This is a genomic window from Nesterenkonia sp. DZ6 (genome assembly GCF_022565835.1).
GTDB lineage: Bacteria > Actinomycetota > Actinomycetes > Actinomycetales > Micrococcaceae > Nesterenkonia.
In genome coordinates this window covers 828,956-844,236 of record NZ_JAJOYW010000001.1, presented here as the reverse complement: position 1 = coordinate 844,236, position 15,281 = coordinate 828,956, and the positions used below count along the sequence as shown (strand labels likewise).

13 protein-coding genes are annotated in these 15,281 nt (G+C 69.8%); 4 read left to right on the top strand and 9 right to left on the bottom strand.

The window, feature by feature from the left end; translation table 11 throughout:
• The first annotated feature begins 25 nt into the window (after nucleotides 1-25).
• Nucleotides 26-1,684 carry a sensor histidine kinase gene (locus tag LTH93_RS03825; RefSeq protein ID WP_241470119.1) on the top strand — a complete coding sequence of 553 codons (1,659 nt, stop codon included), beginning with the start codon at nucleotides 26-28 and terminating at the stop codon, nucleotides 1,682-1,684.
• Nucleotides 1,685-1,687: 3 nt separating this feature from the next.
• On the opposite strand, the gene LTH93_RS03820 is transcribed toward LTH93_RS03825, so the two are convergent.
• The gene (locus LTH93_RS03820) at nucleotides 1,688-1,936 is read right to left on the bottom strand and encodes a WhiB family transcriptional regulator (protein ID WP_036474112.1); all 249 of its coding nucleotides are present in this window, start codon (nucleotides 1,934-1,936) and stop codon (nucleotides 1,688-1,690) included.
• Nucleotides 1,937-2,356: 420 nt separating this feature from the next.
• Between LTH93_RS03820 and LTH93_RS03815 the strand changes: the two genes are divergently transcribed.
• Nucleotides 2,357-2,809, top strand: coding sequence for a hypothetical protein (locus LTH93_RS03815; RefSeq protein ID WP_241463963.1), 453 nt, complete (start codon nucleotides 2,357-2,359; stop codon nucleotides 2,807-2,809).
• Here LTH93_RS03815 and LTH93_RS03810 read toward each other — a convergent pair.
• Nucleotides 2,784-4,103, bottom strand: coding sequence for a phosphotransferase (locus LTH93_RS03810; protein ID WP_241470118.1), 1,320 nt, complete (start codon nucleotides 4,101-4,103; stop codon nucleotides 2,784-2,786). The genes LTH93_RS03815 and LTH93_RS03810 overlap by 26 nt on opposite strands.
• Before the next feature lie 84 nt (nucleotides 4,104-4,187).
• On the opposite strand from LTH93_RS03810, the gene LTH93_RS03805 reads away from it, so the two are divergent.
• Nucleotides 4,188-5,834, top strand: coding sequence for a sensor histidine kinase (locus LTH93_RS03805; protein ID WP_241463966.1), 1,647 nt, complete (start codon nucleotides 4,188-4,190; stop codon nucleotides 5,832-5,834).
• On the top strand, nucleotides 5,831-6,490 hold the full coding sequence (locus LTH93_RS03800) for a response regulator transcription factor (protein WP_241463968.1): 660 nt from the start codon (nucleotides 5,831-5,833) through the stop codon (nucleotides 6,488-6,490). Before LTH93_RS03805 ends, LTH93_RS03800 begins: the two co-directional genes overlap by 4 nt.
• A 35-nt stretch (nucleotides 6,491-6,525) precedes the next feature.
• On the opposite strand, the gene LTH93_RS03795 is transcribed toward LTH93_RS03800, so the two are convergent.
• The 7 genes from LTH93_RS03795 to LTH93_RS03765 all read right to left on the bottom strand — a co-directional run bounded on the left by LTH93_RS03795 (nucleotide 6,526) and on the right by LTH93_RS03765 (nucleotide 15,264).
• A complete protein-coding gene (locus tag LTH93_RS03795) occupies nucleotides 6,526-6,996 on the bottom strand; it encodes a hypothetical protein (protein ID WP_241463970.1) in 471 nt (156 codons plus the stop codon).
• A gap of 141 nt (nucleotides 6,997-7,137) precedes the next feature.
• Nucleotides 7,138-8,196 carry a phosphotransferase gene (locus LTH93_RS03790; protein ID WP_241470117.1) on the bottom strand — a complete coding sequence of 353 codons (1,059 nt, stop codon included), beginning with the start codon at nucleotides 8,194-8,196 and terminating at the stop codon, nucleotides 7,138-7,140.
• The gene (locus LTH93_RS03785) at nucleotides 8,193-9,377 is read right to left on the bottom strand and encodes a phosphotransferase family protein (protein WP_241463972.1); all 1,185 of its coding nucleotides are present in this window, start codon (nucleotides 9,375-9,377) and stop codon (nucleotides 8,193-8,195) included. The genes LTH93_RS03790 and LTH93_RS03785 overlap by 4 nt, the downstream gene beginning before the upstream one ends.
• Entirely contained in the window at nucleotides 9,374-11,311 is a 1,938-nt protein-coding gene (locus tag LTH93_RS03780) for an ABC transporter ATP-binding protein (protein WP_241470116.1), read from the bottom strand. Before LTH93_RS03780 ends, LTH93_RS03785 begins: the two co-directional genes overlap by 4 nt.
• Nucleotides 11,308-12,579 carry a glycosyltransferase family 4 protein gene (locus LTH93_RS03775; protein WP_241470115.1) on the bottom strand — a complete coding sequence of 424 codons (1,272 nt, stop codon included), beginning with the start codon at nucleotides 12,577-12,579 and terminating at the stop codon, nucleotides 11,308-11,310. Before LTH93_RS03775 ends, LTH93_RS03780 begins: the two co-directional genes overlap by 4 nt.
• The gene (locus LTH93_RS03770; RefSeq protein WP_241463978.1) at nucleotides 12,576-13,934 is read right to left on the bottom strand and encodes a glycosyltransferase family 4 protein; all 1,359 of its coding nucleotides are present in this window, start codon (nucleotides 13,932-13,934) and stop codon (nucleotides 12,576-12,578) included. The genes LTH93_RS03775 and LTH93_RS03770 overlap by 4 nt, the downstream gene beginning before the upstream one ends.
• Complete coding sequence (locus LTH93_RS03765) at nucleotides 13,924-15,264, bottom strand: glycosyltransferase family protein (protein ID WP_241470114.1); 1,341 nt, start codon at nucleotides 15,262-15,264, stop codon at nucleotides 13,924-13,926. The genes LTH93_RS03770 and LTH93_RS03765 overlap by 11 nt, the downstream gene beginning before the upstream one ends.
• Nucleotides 15,265-15,281 lie beyond the last annotated feature (17 nt).

Genomic DNA, 15,281 nt, shown 5'->3' with positions numbered 1-15,281 from the left:
ACCGCCTGCACCGAGGAGCCCTGATATGGCTGTCTTCCAGGATCCGCTCGTCGGACACCGTCACCTCTCCCAGGATGATGTGGAGTGGCTGCACGCGCTGGTGGGGGACTGGCAGCTGATCTCGGATCTGGCGTTCTCCGATGTGGTGCTGTGGTTCCCGCACACCGAGGAGGGGTTCCTCTCCGCCGCGGAGCGCTCCTTCATCGCGCTGGCCCAGGCCCGGCCCTCGACCACGCAGACCCTGATCCACCGCGATGTGGTCGGGGATCGGATCCGCGCGGACCTGAAGCCGATGGTGGAGCGGGCCTGGACCTCTCAGGTGGAGACGAACTCCTCGGATCAGGGCCAGCCATCACCGGCGCGGATGCGGGTCCAGGCCATCCCGCTGCTGCACCGCGGCCGCACGGTCGGGGTGATCACGCTGCACTTCGCCGTGGCCGCGATGCGCAGCCCCTCCCGGCTGGAGCTGACTTATCGGCGCTGCGCCGAGGATCTGCTGGTCATGGCGGCGGAGGGCCGCTGGCCCGATGCGAGCCAGGAGTTCACCGGCTACGGCGGCGCCCCGCGGGTGGGCGACGGGCTGCTGCGACTGGACGCCGAGGGCCGGATCACCTTCGCCTCGCCCAATGCGGTCTCGGCGCTGCTGCGCCTGGGCGTCTCCGACACCCTGGAGGGACGCTCGCTGGCCGGCATCGGGTCCGAGCTGCAGCGGGCCACCGGAGTGGTGGTCGATGAGTCCCAGCCGATGATGCTCACCGGCCGACGTGCGATGCGCGCCGAGCTGGAGGCCCACGGCGCCGCGGTGACGCTGCGCTCGATCCCGCTCTACCGGGCCTCCCGCCCGGCGCCCGGCTCCGGCGCGACGTCGGCCGCTTCGTCAGGCAACGGCGCCCGCGAGGTTCGTGGCGGCGAGCATTTTGCGGCGCTGGTGCTCTGCCGCGACGTGACCGAGCTGCGTCGCCGCGACAAGCAGCTGATGAGCAAGGACGCCACGATCAAGGAGATCCACCATCGGGTGAAGAACAACCTGCAGACCGTCTCGGCGCTGCTGCGGATGCAGTCGAGGCGGATGGACTCCCAGGAGGGCCGGGAGGGTCTGCGCCGGGCCATGAGGCGGGTGGAGACCATCGCGATGGTCCATGACTCGCTCTCGAAGGGCCTGGAAGAGACGGTGGACGTCGATGAGCTGATGCGCCGCCAGCTGCACCTGGCGGCCGAGATGGCCCAGTCAGACCGGCAGGTGATCACCGCGCTGGAAGGCAGCTTCGGGCAGCTGCCCCCCGATATGGTCACCCCGCTGGCGCTGGTGATCACCGAGATCGTCGCCAACGCGGTGGAGCACGGATTCGGCCCGGATCCGGCGCACCGGGAGCTGCACGTGAGCATGAGCGTGCAGCGCCATGCCGACGCCGCCGGGCGTCAGCGCCTGGAGCTGGAGCTCACCGACGACGGTGTGGGACTGCCGGAGCAGCAATGGGAACCTGGGCTGGGGCTGCAGATCGTGCGCACCCTGGTCCGCGGGGAGCTCTCCGGATCCATCGAATGGGAGACCGCAAGCGACGCGTCCGACGGCGGCACCGCCGTCGGCTCGGAACCTCAGGCGGGCACAGAAACGGCGAGGACCGGGACACGGGTGAAGCTCCGTGCGCCGATACTCGCCGCGTCGTTGAAGAGTGGTGGGTGAGACTCAGGAGGCGCGGCGGGCGCGTGCGGCCCGGCGCTTGAGCGCCCGGCGCTCGTCCTCGCTCATGCCGCCCCAGACTCCGGAGTCCTGACCGGTCTCCAGCGCCCACTGCAGGCAGGTGTCCATCACTGGACACCGGCGGCAGACGCTCTTGGCCTCTTCAATCTGCAGCAGGGCCGGTCCGGTGTTGCCGACGGGGAAGAAAAGCTCCGGGTCCTTGTCCAGGCAGGCTGCTCGGCTGCGCCAATCCATGGGATCACTACTCCTAGGGCGCCTCGAGGGCGCCGATGTTCGGGTCATTGGGTGTTCAGCGGCGATTCCTCGACCGAGCCTCATGGTGAGGTGCTCGAGCATGAGTCTCCAGGGAGTCACATCCGCTTCCAGGCGACAGAATGTTCCACGGTCCAGATGATCCGCAGTGCCTGGACTGCTGTACGGCTCCAGACCTCGGGTGAGGTGTTCTGCCATCCCGAATAAGTACGCAATCAACGTTGGCATGTTAACGGCTGGCAAACAAGACTTCGCACTACTGAAATGACCCCGAAACAGTGTGTACTTTGTCACAGGATTCCCAGGCTGCAGAGAAGCTCCACGTCAGAGGGTCCTCTTTAGGGCCCGGTGCGCGGGAGTGCGGCGGCCCTGCGCGCGGTCCGCGGGTGGTTCAATGGAGATATGGCCTCAGATGACTCCGTCCAGCCGGATTTCAACGCCCCGCGGCCGCCGCGGCGCTTCGTCCAGGCGCGGCCCCGACCGCTGGCTGTGTGGGTGATCTTCCTGATCCTCTTCGTCCAGGGCCTCACGGTGGCCTTCAACGCCATCGCCGGCGCCGTGGCCTCACCGCCGCAGGTGCTGGACACCGCCGGTCAGATCGCCCTGGTGGTGCTCTATGTGCTCTTCGGGCTGATCATGGTGGTGCTGGGCTTCAGGATCTTCCTCGGTGCCCAGGGTGCCCGCACTCCGGCCATGGTGCTCCAGCTGCTGATCGTGGTGCTCTCCTTCAGCTTCTTCTCCGGAGGCGCCAGCCTCATCGGCCTGGCCGTCCTGGCGCCGGCAGCTGTGGCGCTGGTGCTGCTCTTCATCCGTCCCACGCAGGTCTGGCTCAGCGAGGCTGACCCGCAGGACTGAGCGGCCGCAGCAGCGTCTCCGCGCAGTGCAGGTGATGCTCGCGCTGCTCAGGGCTGCGCGCCCCCGGCAGCAGGGAGAGCAGCACCGCCGCTGTGCGTGCGCCGAGATCCATGCGGTCTGTGTCGATCAGGCAGCGCGAGTGGAAGCGCTGCGCGAACTCCGGCACTGCGGCGTACCCCTCCGCGTCGATGCTCGGCAGCACCAGCAGGTGCCCCAGCATGGTGGCGAGGTCGTCGGCCCGGTAGCCCGGTCCCACGGTGTCCGCATCGATGAGACCCATCGGGTGCTGCGCCGCCTCATCCAGGAACAGGTTGGCCGGGTGGAAGTCCCCGTGCGTGGGCACGACCGGGCCAGGCGTCTCGCGCAGGGCTGAGCCGATGCGCTCGCGCAGCCGCTGCACCCGGTGCGGATCAGCCCCCGCCGCGGTGGCAGACTCCGCGAGACCGTCGAGCCGCTGCGCCGCGGGCACCCGGGGCGACATTCTCAGAGTCTCTGGTCGCAGCGTCTCCAGCGCCCTGATCAGCACCTGCGGGTCGGGCAGGACGATGTCGACCGGGGAGTCGGCCTGGGAGGTGGGGCGGTAGAGGTGATGGGTCAGAGCCAGCCCGGGCGCCTGGTCGATCACCAGGATGCCGTCCCCGGCGTCGGCGATGGCCGGGATCAGCACAGAGCAGCCGTGACGTTCGAGCAGCTGCTGCACCCGCGCGGGTCTGACCACCTTCAGGTAGACCACGCGCTGACCCCGGGCCGAGGAGACCAACGCCCGGTAGACGGCCCGGCGCAGGGGACGAAGCACCAGCATCTGCAGACCCTTGAGCCTGCATTGTTCTCCGAGAACCATGCTCAGCCGTGACTCCAGCTCGGCATCGCCCGGAAGCTCGCGGCTGCCCAGACCACCCCCGGGGGAGGCGGCGGGGTGCTCCACCACGAACAGCCCCGGCAGCTCCGGGTCCACCGGGTGCACCCACAGGTGCACGGTGCCCTGGAGGGAGTCGGCCCGGACTGCGCCCATGCTGCGGCGCTGCTGCGGGGTCAGCGCCACGGTGCTGGCCACCACGGTCAGCTCCCTGCGCTCGGCGGCCGCGGTCGGCCCGGTCGGGGCCTCGGCGCCGGGAGCGGCACACTGGACTCGGTACCGGGCCGAGATCTCGGCACCGGGCCGGGCGTAGATCTGCTCCAGCTCCCAGCTGCGCATCTCCATGCCGGAGGTGTCCAGGGACTGCCGCAGCAGCGTCTCGGCCTCGGGCCCGCGCAGCACGCCCAGCAGATCCCCGCGCACCTGATGCTCAGCCATGGCGCCATCCTCTCGCACACAGATGAAAGAACTCTCATCGATGAAGGGCCTCTTCAAGGCGATCTGAATGAGAAACTGAACACGATGAGCCACTCACGCCAGCCTGATGCTGACTCAGGTCCGGAGTCCGCCGAGGTCCCGGGCCCACGGCGCAGTGTGCCCCGCGGATGGCGATCGGGCCCGCTGAACGTGCGGGCGCGGATCCTCGCCGCGGTCGTCGGACTCGCGGCGCTGGCGCTGGCAGTCTCGGGCTACACCGCGTTCGCGATCCAGCAGGCGCAGGTTGAAGGGCGCATCGACGCCGAGCTGGCGGCCGACGCCGAACAGTTCCGGGTCCTGCATGAGGTCGGCGTGGACCCCGGCACCGGTGAGCCGTTCAGCTCCCCGGCGGAGCTGGTGCGCACCGCGATGGAGCGGATCATCCCGACCCGCAATGAAGGGATCGTGGGACTGGTGGATGGGGAGGTGGCCTTCACCTCGCCGGTCACCCCGGTGCGGCTGGAGGAGGACGAGCAGCTGCTGCGCGCCCTGGAGTCCCATGCGCTCAGCGAACGGGCCACCGTGGTCACCATCGAGACTGCGACCACCAGTTACCGCACGGCGATCGTCCCGGTACAGGGGAACGTCGCAGCAGACGCCCCGGACCCCGACGCACCAGATCCCGCCGCTGACGAGTCGACCGAGACCGCGGAGGAGCCGCAGGTGGGCGCGTTGGTCATGGCCTATGACATCACCGCAGAGAAGAGGGTCTTCGCCGAGGGCTTTCTCATCTATGCCGCCGTGGCGCTGCTCTCCCTGGGCGTGGTGGCCATCGTGGGCGGCGCGATCGCCGGACGACTGCTGCACCCGGTGGGAGTGCTGGCCTCCGCCGCCCGGCATATCGGCCGCGAAGACCTCTCCGAACGGATCCCGGTCACCGGCAGGGACGACCTGACCGAGATGACCAAATCTGTCAATGAGATGCTCGACCGGCTCGAGGAGTCGTTCCAGGCCCAGGACCAGCTCATCCACGACGTCAGCCATGAGCTGCGCACCCCGCTGACCATCGTGCGTGGACACCTGGAGGTCCTCGACGCCGGTGACCGGCAGGACGTGACCTCCACCCGCGAGCTGACCCTGGACGAGCTGACCCGGATGAACCGTGTGATCGATGACCTCACCACGCTCGCCCAGGCCGGTCGCCCGGGCTTCGTGCAGCGCGCGCCCACCGATATCGGGACGCTGACCGACGAGGTCTATGACAAGGCGCTCGCCCTGGGCCGGCACCGCTGGATCGTGGAGTCACGCGTCGAGGGCGCCGCCTGGGTGGACCGCGAGCGGCTGACCCAGGCCTGGCTGCAGCTGGCGGCCAACGCGGTGAAGTTCTCCGCTCCCGGCTCGGTGATCGCGCTGGGGTCGGAGCTCACCGCCACAGAGATCCGGATCTTCGTCCGCGATCAGGGACCGGGAATCGCTGCGGAGGACCAGGAGCGGATCTTCCACCGTTTCGGGCGCACCGACACCTCCAGACCTGGATCTGGCCTTGGGCTTCCGATCGTGGCCGCGATCGCGCAGGCGCACGGTGGGCGCGTGGACCTCCAGTCCGCGCCCGGCGTCGGCGCACGCTTCACCGTGGTCATCCCGCGCGACAGCGGCGCCGCTGACATCCGGGAGCCGAGCCAGGACGCCGAACAGACCCCCGACGACGACGCCACCGCGCCGCTGCCGATCGATACAAGGAGCCATGGATGACCCAGATTCTGCTCATCGAGGATGAGGACCGGATCGCGTCCTTCGTCGAGAAGGGACTGCGCGCGGCCGGCTACGCCGTGCTGCGCGGCGCCTCGGCGTCGGAGGGGTTCGAATACGCGCTGAACAACTCGGTGGACCTCGCGGTCCTCGATCTCGGGCTGCCCGATGAGGATGGGCTGCGCCTGCTGGGACGACTGCGCGGTCAGGGCTTCGGAGCGCCGGTGATCATCCTGACAGCCCGCAGCACCCCGGCCGACACCGTGGCCGGACTCGAGTCAGGGGCCGATGACTACATGCCGAAGCCGTTCAGCATCGATGAGCTCCTCGCGAGGATCCGGCTGCGGCTGCGCGGAGGCTCGGCGGAGGAGCCGACCAAGCTGACCGTAGGCGCGCTGGTGCTGGATCTGCATGGGCGGCGGATCGCCGTGGCGCAGAAGCAGCATGACCTCTCATCCCGGGAGTTCGCCCTGGCCGAGACCTTCATGCGCCACCCCGGACAGGTGCTCTCCCGCGAGCAGCTGCTTGAACGGGTCTGGGGCTACAGCTTCGATCCGGGATCGAACCTGGTGGACGTCTACGTCAGATACCTGCGTGCGAAGATCGGTGCCGGGGCGATCCAGACCGTGCGCGGAGTCGGCTATCGGCTCGACGTCTGACGCGGCCGGCCGCACTGAGGCGGGGAGAGACTGACTCAGCTCGGGGCCGAGGGTGGGGACCAGCTGGCCGCTGACGCGGCTGACCAGCTGACGGCCGAGACCGGGGACCAGCTGACCGGGGTCACCGGGGACCAGCTCTCCGGGGAGAGCGGACTGACCGGGGACCAAGAGGATGCTGATTCCAGCGGTGGCTGCTGGTAGGTCGAAGGCGGTGCCGGGGTGACGGCGGCGGGGCTCCGGGAAGCGGACTCCTCGGCCGATGCCGCCGAGGGTGCTGAGGTCGGCGACGTGGCGGAGGGTGCTGAGCCGGCGCGAGCCGGCTCGCCGGCGGAGGAATCGGTAGACCGATCGGTGGAGGAGGCGGACTCGCTCTCACCGGTCACCTCCAAGGCGTCGCCGAGATCCTGTGTCTGGTCGGGACCGCTGAGCTCAGCCACGGCCACCGTGCCGCCGAGCGCCGCGATGCTCAGGGCCCCGGTGATGATCCAGCCTGTCTGCCTGTTCATGATGCGCAGGTCCTCTCTGCTCGACGCCGACCAGCGGCTCCTCATCTCATCTTCCATGATCGTGTTGCATGGTGAGCGAGGCGTGAGACCAGGATGAGAAGATTCTCATCTTCCCTCAGCGCTGCGACTGGGTGCGGCTCGCTATGGCAGCGCCACGTGGGCCCGCATCGCGGCTGCGACCTCGACGTAGGCCGGCCGCACGGCATAGACGCATCCCAGACGCAGCACCGCGGCACGCTCATAGACGGCCAAGGACCTGCCCGGCACCTTCAGCCGCGCCGCCGTCGCGTCGACCGCGCTGACCACCGTCCTGGCTGCGTGCCGCTCCCAGATGCCCTGGAGCATCCGCAGTCGAGCATGGGCTCGCAGGTTGCCCAGGTCCAGGGCCGGATCTGCCAGACAGGCGGTGTCCACATCGAGCAGTCCCGGTCCGTTCTGCGGGCTCCAGAGCAGCTGCTTGTCGTGCAGGTCGCGGTGGGCCGGGCGCAGCTGCCCCTGAGGCAGCTGCGCGAGGTCTTCGCTGATGCGTTCGACGCTGCGCCACATCTGGTCTGCGGGATGGACAAAGGGTTCGACGAGCCGGGCCCAGTGCGCCAGCACCACGATCTCCTGATCCGCCGAGTGCTCCGGGATGCCGGGGAGGTCGGAACCCCCGTTGCTGGAAGCCTCGGCGGCGGAGGAGGAGACCGACCGGGACCAGGCGCTGAGCACTTCGGCCCAGGCTCGTTCCCACCGCTGCGGACCCAGCCTTCTCGGCTCGTGCAGGCTGGATCCCTCCAGCGCGCCGAAGGTCACCGTGGACCGGGTGTGCGCCAGCACCGCGGGGGTGCGGAAGTACTCGGTGAACGCGTCCGCCCGCTCGATCCCGTCCAGGATGGTTCGGGTGCGGCCGCGCCGAACCACCTTGATGAACTGGTCCTCGCGCCGCACCACCGCCCGTTTTCCGGGTCGGTGAGAGACGACGACGCCGCCGCGGGCCAACTCCTCGAGGTCGGCCAGCCGAGCATCGGCGCCCAGCGGCTGCAGGCTTGCGCTGGCACCGTCCCAGATACCGGCGCGGCGCTGGCCTGCGTCCTCGCATTCCAAGGAGAGCCTTGCCTGCTCTGGGCGCGGCCAGGCCCGGGTCACACGCATCGGCCGGCCCTGGTCGGTGAGAACGGTGGGGGGCAGCTGGAAGTTCGTCATCGGGAGTCTGGTCATCGTTTCAGCGCCTCCTCGCCCAGGCTCAGCGTGGTCTGCATCCGGTCAGCCCATTCGGGCTCACGGTGCCGGAACGGATCTGTGACGGAGCTCAGCTGGGCGTAGGCCTCCCAGACAGCGATCCGCCGCAGGTCAGGAGCCTCGTCCGCGCAGTAGCCCTCCAGGAAAGAGCTGATCAGCGGTTCCAGCCGCAGCCGGCGGCAGGAGGCGGCCCAGCTGCCCACATCGCGCATCGGATCACCGACGCCGGAGCGGTCGAAGTCGATCAGTCTGATCTTGTGACTCTCAGGCGTGGCCATCACCACTTGATCGGGGGAGAGATCCCCGTGCAGCTCCGAGTCCGGGCCCGGGGGCAGCGCGTCGACTGCGGCGCGAACCCGGTCCGCCAGGCCCCAGGCGGCATCCGCAAGCCACGGCGCGATGGCGGCGACGGCGCTCGCAGAACCGCTCGGCTGGATCGGAAGACGGTCTCGCCGCGATCCGGCGGTGTGCCGGTGCAGCCGGCCCAGAGCCGCCCCCGCCGTGGTCGCGGCCGGAGCATACGCGCTGCTGCTCAGGTCGGCCCAACCCCAGAGCGGCGCACTCGTGGCGGTGCCGCGCCCGCCCACCGGGGTGCTGCGCACCAGCGGCAGGCCCAGCTCTCGCCAGCGCTGAGCCGTCGACAACGCAGGGGCGGTGCCCCTGGCGGCGACCCGCAGGATCTTCTCGCCGTGCCCGGGACCGGTGGGCGGCACCGCGGCCACGACCCGTCGACGAGGGTTGTATCGCAGGATCTTCCAGGGCGCCTCGGCAGCCGTCGCACCGTTCAACGCCTGGCGCGCCTCGGTGAGGTCCTTGCCCAGCACGGGGTCTGCCCACAGGCTCCCGCTGAAGAGATGCGGCGGGTGCTCCGAGTGCACGCAGAACCGCGCCAGCCCATCAGCATCGGCTGCCCGTTGTCGGGCCTTGTTGAGCTTGTCCTCGTGGACGGTGAGCATCGCCCACCCGGGTTCGGCGTCGTCGGTGGTGAAGGCGGCGACCACCGAATGTCCGGTCTTGATCCTGACCCGGGTGATGGTGGCCGGCTGGTCCAGCAGCTCCGAGAGCGCGTGGGGGTCCAGCAACGTGCGGGCCCCCGGGATGCGCGACGCCTGAGCGGCAGCCTCATCGGCGGCGGTCCATTCTGTGTGAGGCTGGCTCATCGACTCACCTGCGCTGTCCTGTCCGTCGGCACCGTCTGCTCTGCTGACTCAGTCCCACCCGCAGCCGCGGTCGGATCCGGTGGATTTAGCTGTTCCGCTGTCCCGGCCCCGGAGTCTGCGGCGCTGCGCTGGGTGGCCGCCCACTGCGCCAGCCGCGAGTGTGCATCGGCGAGCAGCTCCGTGGGGGTGCCGTCCTCGTGGATGCGTCCGGCCTCGAGCCAGAGCACCCGGTCCAGATCCTGGATCATGCTGAGGTCATGGGTGATCGCCACCGTGGTGCGTCCGCGGGTCAGTTCGCGGATCGAGTTCTCCACCACTCCCCGTGAGGCGGGATCCAGGCCGGTGGTGGGTTCGTCCAGCAGGATGATCGGCGCGTCGCGGACCAGCGCCCGGGCGATCGCCACGCGTTGACGCTGCCCGCCGGAGAGCGTGTCCCCGCGGTTTCCGAGCTCGGTCTCATACCCCTCGGGCAGCGCCATGATGAAGTCATGGGCACCGGCCCGCCGGGCCGCCTCCTCGACGTCGACGTCGGTGGCGTCCTGCCGGCCGTAGCGGATGTTCTCTCGCACTGACGTGCTGAAGAGCACCGATTCTTGGAGCAGGATCGCGATGTTGCGCCGCAGGTCGGCTCGGGTGACGTTGCGCGCGGAGTACCCGTCCACCAGCACCGAGCCGGCCTCCGGATCGGCGAGGCGGAGGAGGAACCCGGCCAGGGTGGACTTCCCCGCGCCGGAGGGCCCCAGCAGCCCCACGCGCTGACCCGCCGGGATGCTCAGGTTGAGCGTCTCGAACAACGGCGTGCCGCGATGGTCGTTCGCGCTGATGTTCCAGAAGGTCAGCTCTCCAGAGGCGCGTCCCAGCGGCAGCGGATCCTCGGGGTCCTGGATCTCGATCTCTTCGTCGAGGAGATCCGCGATGCGCTCACCGGAGGCTGTGGCGCGGGCGATCCTGCCGGTGTACTTCGCCATATCGCGCAGCGGCTTCATCGCGATCTTGAGGTAGAGCAGGAACAGCACCATGTCCCCGGGGGTCATGAACCCCTGGAGCACCTGCCAACCGCCGAAGCCCAGCACCACAGCGGTCGCGATGCCGACCAGCAGATCGGTGGAGCGCTCCAGCCGGGCGGCGAGCTTCCGTGCCCGGATACCGGCCTTGAGCGCCTTGGCGTTGCCGGCGGCGAAGCCGGAGGCCACCGTCTTCTCCAGGCCGTAGGACTGCACCACGCGGATGGCGCCCAGCGCCTCGGCGGCATCACCGACCAGCTGGCCCTCACCCTTGCGGGTGGAGCGGGAGGCCGAGGTGATCTTCGGGCTCAGCACCCTGCTCGCCAGCAGGTATCCGACGCCGGTGAGGATCACGATCAGCGCGAGCAGCGGGTTCAGGATCAGCACCACGATCAGCAGGGTCACCAGGGTGAGCAGATTTCCCACCATGGGAAGACCCGCGGTCACGGCGACCTCCTGGAGCCGGCCCATGTCCCCGACGAGTCGCTGGGAGGTGTCACCGATGGAGGCCTTGGAGTGATACCGCAGCGAGAGCGACTGGATGTGGTCGAAGACCCTGCTGCGCAGTCTCGCGGCGACCTTCACCCCGGTCTTGGCGAAGGCGATGGTCGAGGCGTAGTTGCAGATCGCCCGGCCGCCGACGATCAGCGCCAGCGCGAACGCCCAGAAGATGATCATCCCCTCCACGTTGTGGCTGGAGTCGATGGTCTCCTCGACCCGGGCCCCCAGCGCCTCGGAGACTGCGTCCACGGCGAACTTCACCGGCCACGGTTCGAGCACGCGGAACGCGACGTCGCCCATCAGTGCCAGCAGTCCAAGGGCGATCAGGAGCTTGTGCTCTCCCAGGTGCGGCAGCACCATGCGCAAGGTGCGCATGACCCCGCGGCGGTGCAGCGTGCGGGAGGACCTGGCGTCGGATCGTCGACTCATCGCTTGGTCACCTCCAGGGCAGGGAGCTCCGCGAGCAGGTCCTGTGCGCGCTGCACCCAGCTGTGCTCGTGCTCCACGAGGCTGCGCCCGGCGGTCCCCATCCGGGCACGCCGCGCGGGGTCTTCGACCAACCGGATCAGCGCCTGCGCGAGTCCGTCAGGGTCACCGGGCGGAACCGTCTCCCCGCACGCTCCCGCCGAGCCGCCCTCGAGCAGCCGCGTCAGCTCACCGAGCGCGGAGGCGATCACCGGCACCCCGGCGGCCAGGTACTCGTAGACCTTCAACGGGGAGAAGTAGTGCTCGTCCCGCGTGCTGGTGGCGGGGTATGGAGCGGTCGCGATGTCCAGGCCGGACAGCAGCCGCGGCACCCGTGCCGGGGCCACCGATCCGCTGAACTCCACGCGCTCGCCGATGCCCAGCTCGGCGCAGAGGGACTCCAGGCGCTCTCGTTCGGGTCCGCCGCCGATGATCTGCAGCCGCAGATCCGGCTGGGGCGCATCCGCGCCGAGAGCCTGGGAACGTCTGCGCTCCAGGACCTGGGCGAACGCGCGCAGCAGCAGGTCGGTGCCGTGCCAGGGTTTCAGGGTGCCGAGGAACCCGATGGTCACGGTGTCCTGCTGAGTCGTCCCTGCATCTGTGCGTCGCAGGTCAGGGCGCCGTGCGGAGAACCGTGCCGGATCCACTCCATTCGGGGTCACCCGCACCGGCGGAGCCCCTTCGTGGGGCTCCGCGGAGAGCATCCCCCGCGCCCAGTCCGCCACCGGCGCGGAGACGCAGGAGAGCAGGTCAGCCTGGGCGAACGTCTCCCGGGTGGACCGTTCTGCGGATGCCACATCGTGGAGGCTGCGGTGCCGCTGCTGCTCGGTGAGCAATGGAGCATTGACCTCGACCACCAGCCGGGCCGTGCTGCGCCCTCGGGCCTCGACGCCGGCGGTTGAGAACAGGGAGTACCGCTCGTAGAGCAGATCGAAGTCGCCCTCGACAGCGAGGTCGGCCATTCTGGCGGCGGTGCGGCCGACGGCGACCTCCCGGGCGGCAGCACCCTCGCTCCCGGAGATCGGGACCACGAAGACCGGCAGGTCCGCGAGATCCGCGGGGACCGAAACGGTGGTGGGGTCATCGTGCTTATCGCCGCGCTTGGTGCAGAAGACGGTGACCTCGTGACCCAGTGTCCTGAACGCGCGGATCATCTCCTGGGCGTGCACGCTCGCGCCCTTGGAGCCGAAGAGACCGATGCCGGGGTCAGCGAGCAGGTAGCCGATCCTCATACCGGCTCCTGCACTGCGGCGAGCCGGTTCTGCGCCGCAGGGGACGCGGGATCGCTGACCAGGGCCTGCAGCCGGCGTGACTGAGCGGCGGAGTCGAAGTTCTGCTCGATCAGGGTGCGCCCGGCCTCGAGCATGCGCAGATGCCCCGGGTCGGTCGTGATCGCCTCGGCCACCGCGGCGGTGAGGGCAGTGACATCCCCGGCGGGGACCAGCCACCCGGTCTCACCGGGGCGGACCACCTCGCCCACGGCTGTCACCTCGGCGGCCACGCAGCGGATGCCGCGCGCCATGGCTTCGAGCAGCACGGTGGGCAGGCCGTCGGCGTTCCCATCGGCCCCGATGACGAACGGGGCCACGAAGACGTCATGAGAGCCCAGCAGCTCAGCCACCTCCTGCTGGGTGCAGGGCCCCAGCAGGCGCACCGAGGATCTCAGCCCGGCGTCGTCGATCTGTTGCTGCAGATGATTCGCCAGGGGCCCGTCCCCCGCGATGTCGGCCTGCACGTCCAGGCCCTCGTCGCGCAGCCTGGCCACCGCCTCGATGAGCAGATGAAACCCCTTCTTCTCGACCAGCCGGCCGATGCCCAGCAGTCGGGCAGGACGCGGTGGGCTCTCGAGGCTGGGGTCTGGGGCAGGCTGAGTTCCGAGATTCGGTGTGAAGGGGAAGCGAGAGAGCTCCAGGCCGTTGCGCACCAGATGCAGCCGCTGGGCCGCCGCAGGGAATCGGGTGCGCAAGTCGTCGAGGTTGTAGCCGGAGATCGTGATCGCGTGATGAGCCTCCGCCAGCTTCGCCTGGAGCTCATGCTGGTCCACGTCCTCATGGAAGATGTCCTTGGCATGGGCGGTGAACGAATACGGCAGACCACTGATCCGGCCGGCCAGCCGCGCCACCGTCGTGGCGATCGAGGCGAAGTGCGCGTGGAGGTGAGTGACTCCCGCCTGGTGGGCGGCATGGGCCAGACCGACGGCCTGCTGTGCGTCGTCGTGTCCGGCGGCCAGCAGCTCCGGAAGGCTGCGCTGCAGCCCGGGGGCCAAGGCGGGGGACGCAGCGGCCAGGGCCAGCTGGGCCCACAGCTTCGAGGAGGTGGAGCTGCGCGGCACTTGGATCACCGGAGCCTTGACCCGGGCCAGCTCCGGATGGAAGCGGGCGTCGGTGCTCGGCCGCAGCGAGAAGATCACGATCTGCTCACCGGCGGCTTCCCTGGCCAGGATCTCCGAGACGATGAAGGTCTCCGAGAAGCGCGGATACATCTTCAGCACATACCCGACCACGTGATCGCGCGGGACCGCGGGCGTGCCGTTGCACGGGTCATGGGTCGGTGCGGGGGTTGTCTCGACGGTGTGCTCAACGGACATGAGAATCGGACCTCGCTTCGGCAGTTTGGGGAGTCAGGGGTGTGGCGGCGCAGGGCGCCGGGGACGGCGCGTGGGCACGAGCAGCGGCTGCAGCGCTCGCGGGAGAAGTCACGGGTGCGGGCTGCTGGGTGTGACCGGCAGCCGCGCGTCGCACCGCCGCGGGTCCGAGCGCCAGCTCCGCGACCGCCAGCGCTCCGATCCGGGTCAGCCCGTCAAGGTCCACCGCGCCGCGGTCGCTGCGCCGGGTCACCGCGTCGCCGAGCCACCGGCTCAGCGCGGCTGCGCTGAGCTCCCCGGCGGCCAGGGTGTCGACGGCGCCCACGGCGGCCAGCGCCCGAGCTCGGCGAGGCTGCTCCGCCCGATGGGTGGCCCGAGGCACCAGCAGCGCTGGGGTGGTGGTGGCCATGATCTCGGCCGTGGAGTTGTACCCCGCCATGGAGACGACGGCGGCGGCCTCGCGCACCAGCGCAGGGACATGCGGTGCCAGCCGGGTGACCTGGATGTTGGCGGAGTCTGGGGAGGCAGCGACGGCGCGCTCCACGCTGGTGTGGTCACCCAGGGGCATCTGTGGTCCGGTGAGGATGATGTGTCGATGCCCGGCCGGGACCCGAGCCTGCGCGGCCGCCAGGGCAAGCCGACCGCCGTCGGAGCCTCCGCCGACCATGGAGAGCACATAGGGCTCACGAGCACGGACGCTGGAGTCGGAGAGCTCGTCGGTGGGGCGCCCGTGGCTGAGGTAGCCGGTGAACCGGGTCCGGGTTGCCAGCGGCTGAGGGATCTCACCGCTGGTGATCGGGTTGTAGATCAGGGGATCCCCGTAGACCCAGACCGCGTGATAGAACTTCGCGGCGGCAGATGCTCCGCCGATCCGGGCCCATTCGGTGCGAGCGGCAGCGGGGGAGTCCAGCACTTCGCGCATGCCGAGCACGCAGCGGGTGCCCTGGGCACGCAGCCAGGCCAGCGAGTCCAGCAGCTCCCCGTCGACCCCGAACGGGTGCCGATCTGCGATGAACAGATCCGGGGACAAGGCCTTGATGGCGGCGGCAGCGGTGGAGCGGCGCAGCGAGGAGAGCCGCTCATTGCTCACATCGAGGTTCCTGGAGGCGTAGCCCTCAGCGGTGCGGGTGAACCCGGGGAGGACCAGCCAGTCCCAGCCCTGGGGCAGCGAGTCTGCGGTCGCGTCCGGATGCCCTGCGATCAGCAGTCCGCGCACCGGCTGATCGGTCAGCCGCGGGAGGTCTGCGGCGAGGGCGTGGGCGAGGGCCCGGTTGCGGCGGGCGTGGCCCAGTCCGACTGAGTCGTGTGAATAGAGGACTGCGGTGATGCTCATGGAAGACCACTCTGGTC

What these genes read in the sequence shown, in the direction of transcription:
- LTH93_RS03780 (WP_241470116.1), bottom strand. Translation starts at nt 11,311, where the DNA reads ATGAGTCGACGATCCGACGCCAGGTCCTCCCGCACGCTGCACCGCCGC.
- LTH93_RS03785 (WP_241463972.1), bottom strand. Translation starts at nt 9,377, where the DNA reads ATGAGCCAGCCTCACACAGAATGGACCGCCGCCGATGAGGCTGCCGCT.
- LTH93_RS03765 (WP_241470114.1), bottom strand. Translation starts at nt 15,264, where the DNA reads ATGAGCATCACCGCAGTCCTCTATTCACACGACTCAGTCGGACTGGGC.
- LTH93_RS03800 (WP_241463968.1), top strand. Translation starts at nt 5,831, where the DNA reads ATGACCCAGATTCTGCTCATCGAGGATGAGGACCGGATCGCGTCCTTC.
- LTH93_RS03790 (WP_241470117.1), bottom strand. Translation starts at nt 8,196, where the DNA reads ATGACCAGACTCCCGATGACGAACTTCCAGCTGCCCCCCACCGTTCTC.
- LTH93_RS03795 (WP_241463970.1), bottom strand. Translation starts at nt 6,996, where the DNA reads ATGAACAGGCAGACAGGCTGGATCATCACCGGGGCCCTGAGCATCGCG.
- LTH93_RS03820 (WP_036474112.1), bottom strand. Translation starts at nt 1,936, where the DNA reads ATGGATTGGCGCAGCCGAGCAGCCTGCCTGGACAAGGACCCGGAGCTT.
- LTH93_RS03775 (WP_241470115.1), bottom strand. Translation starts at nt 12,579, where the DNA reads ATGAGGATCGGCTACCTGCTCGCTGACCCCGGCATCGGTCTCTTCGGC.
- LTH93_RS03815 (WP_241463963.1), top strand. Translation starts at nt 2,357, where the DNA reads ATGGCCTCAGATGACTCCGTCCAGCCGGATTTCAACGCCCCGCGGCCG.
- LTH93_RS03770 (WP_241463978.1), bottom strand. Translation starts at nt 13,934, where the DNA reads ATGTCCGTTGAGCACACCGTCGAGACAACCCCCGCACCGACCCATGAC.
- LTH93_RS03810 (WP_241470118.1), bottom strand. Translation starts at nt 4,103, where the DNA reads ATGGCTGAGCATCAGGTGCGCGGGGATCTGCTGGGCGTGCTGCGCGGG.
- LTH93_RS03825 (WP_241470119.1), top strand. Translation starts at nt 26, where the DNA reads ATGGCTGTCTTCCAGGATCCGCTCGTCGGACACCGTCACCTCTCCCAG.
- LTH93_RS03805 (WP_241463966.1), top strand. Translation starts at nt 4,188, where the DNA reads ATGAGCCACTCACGCCAGCCTGATGCTGACTCAGGTCCGGAGTCCGCC.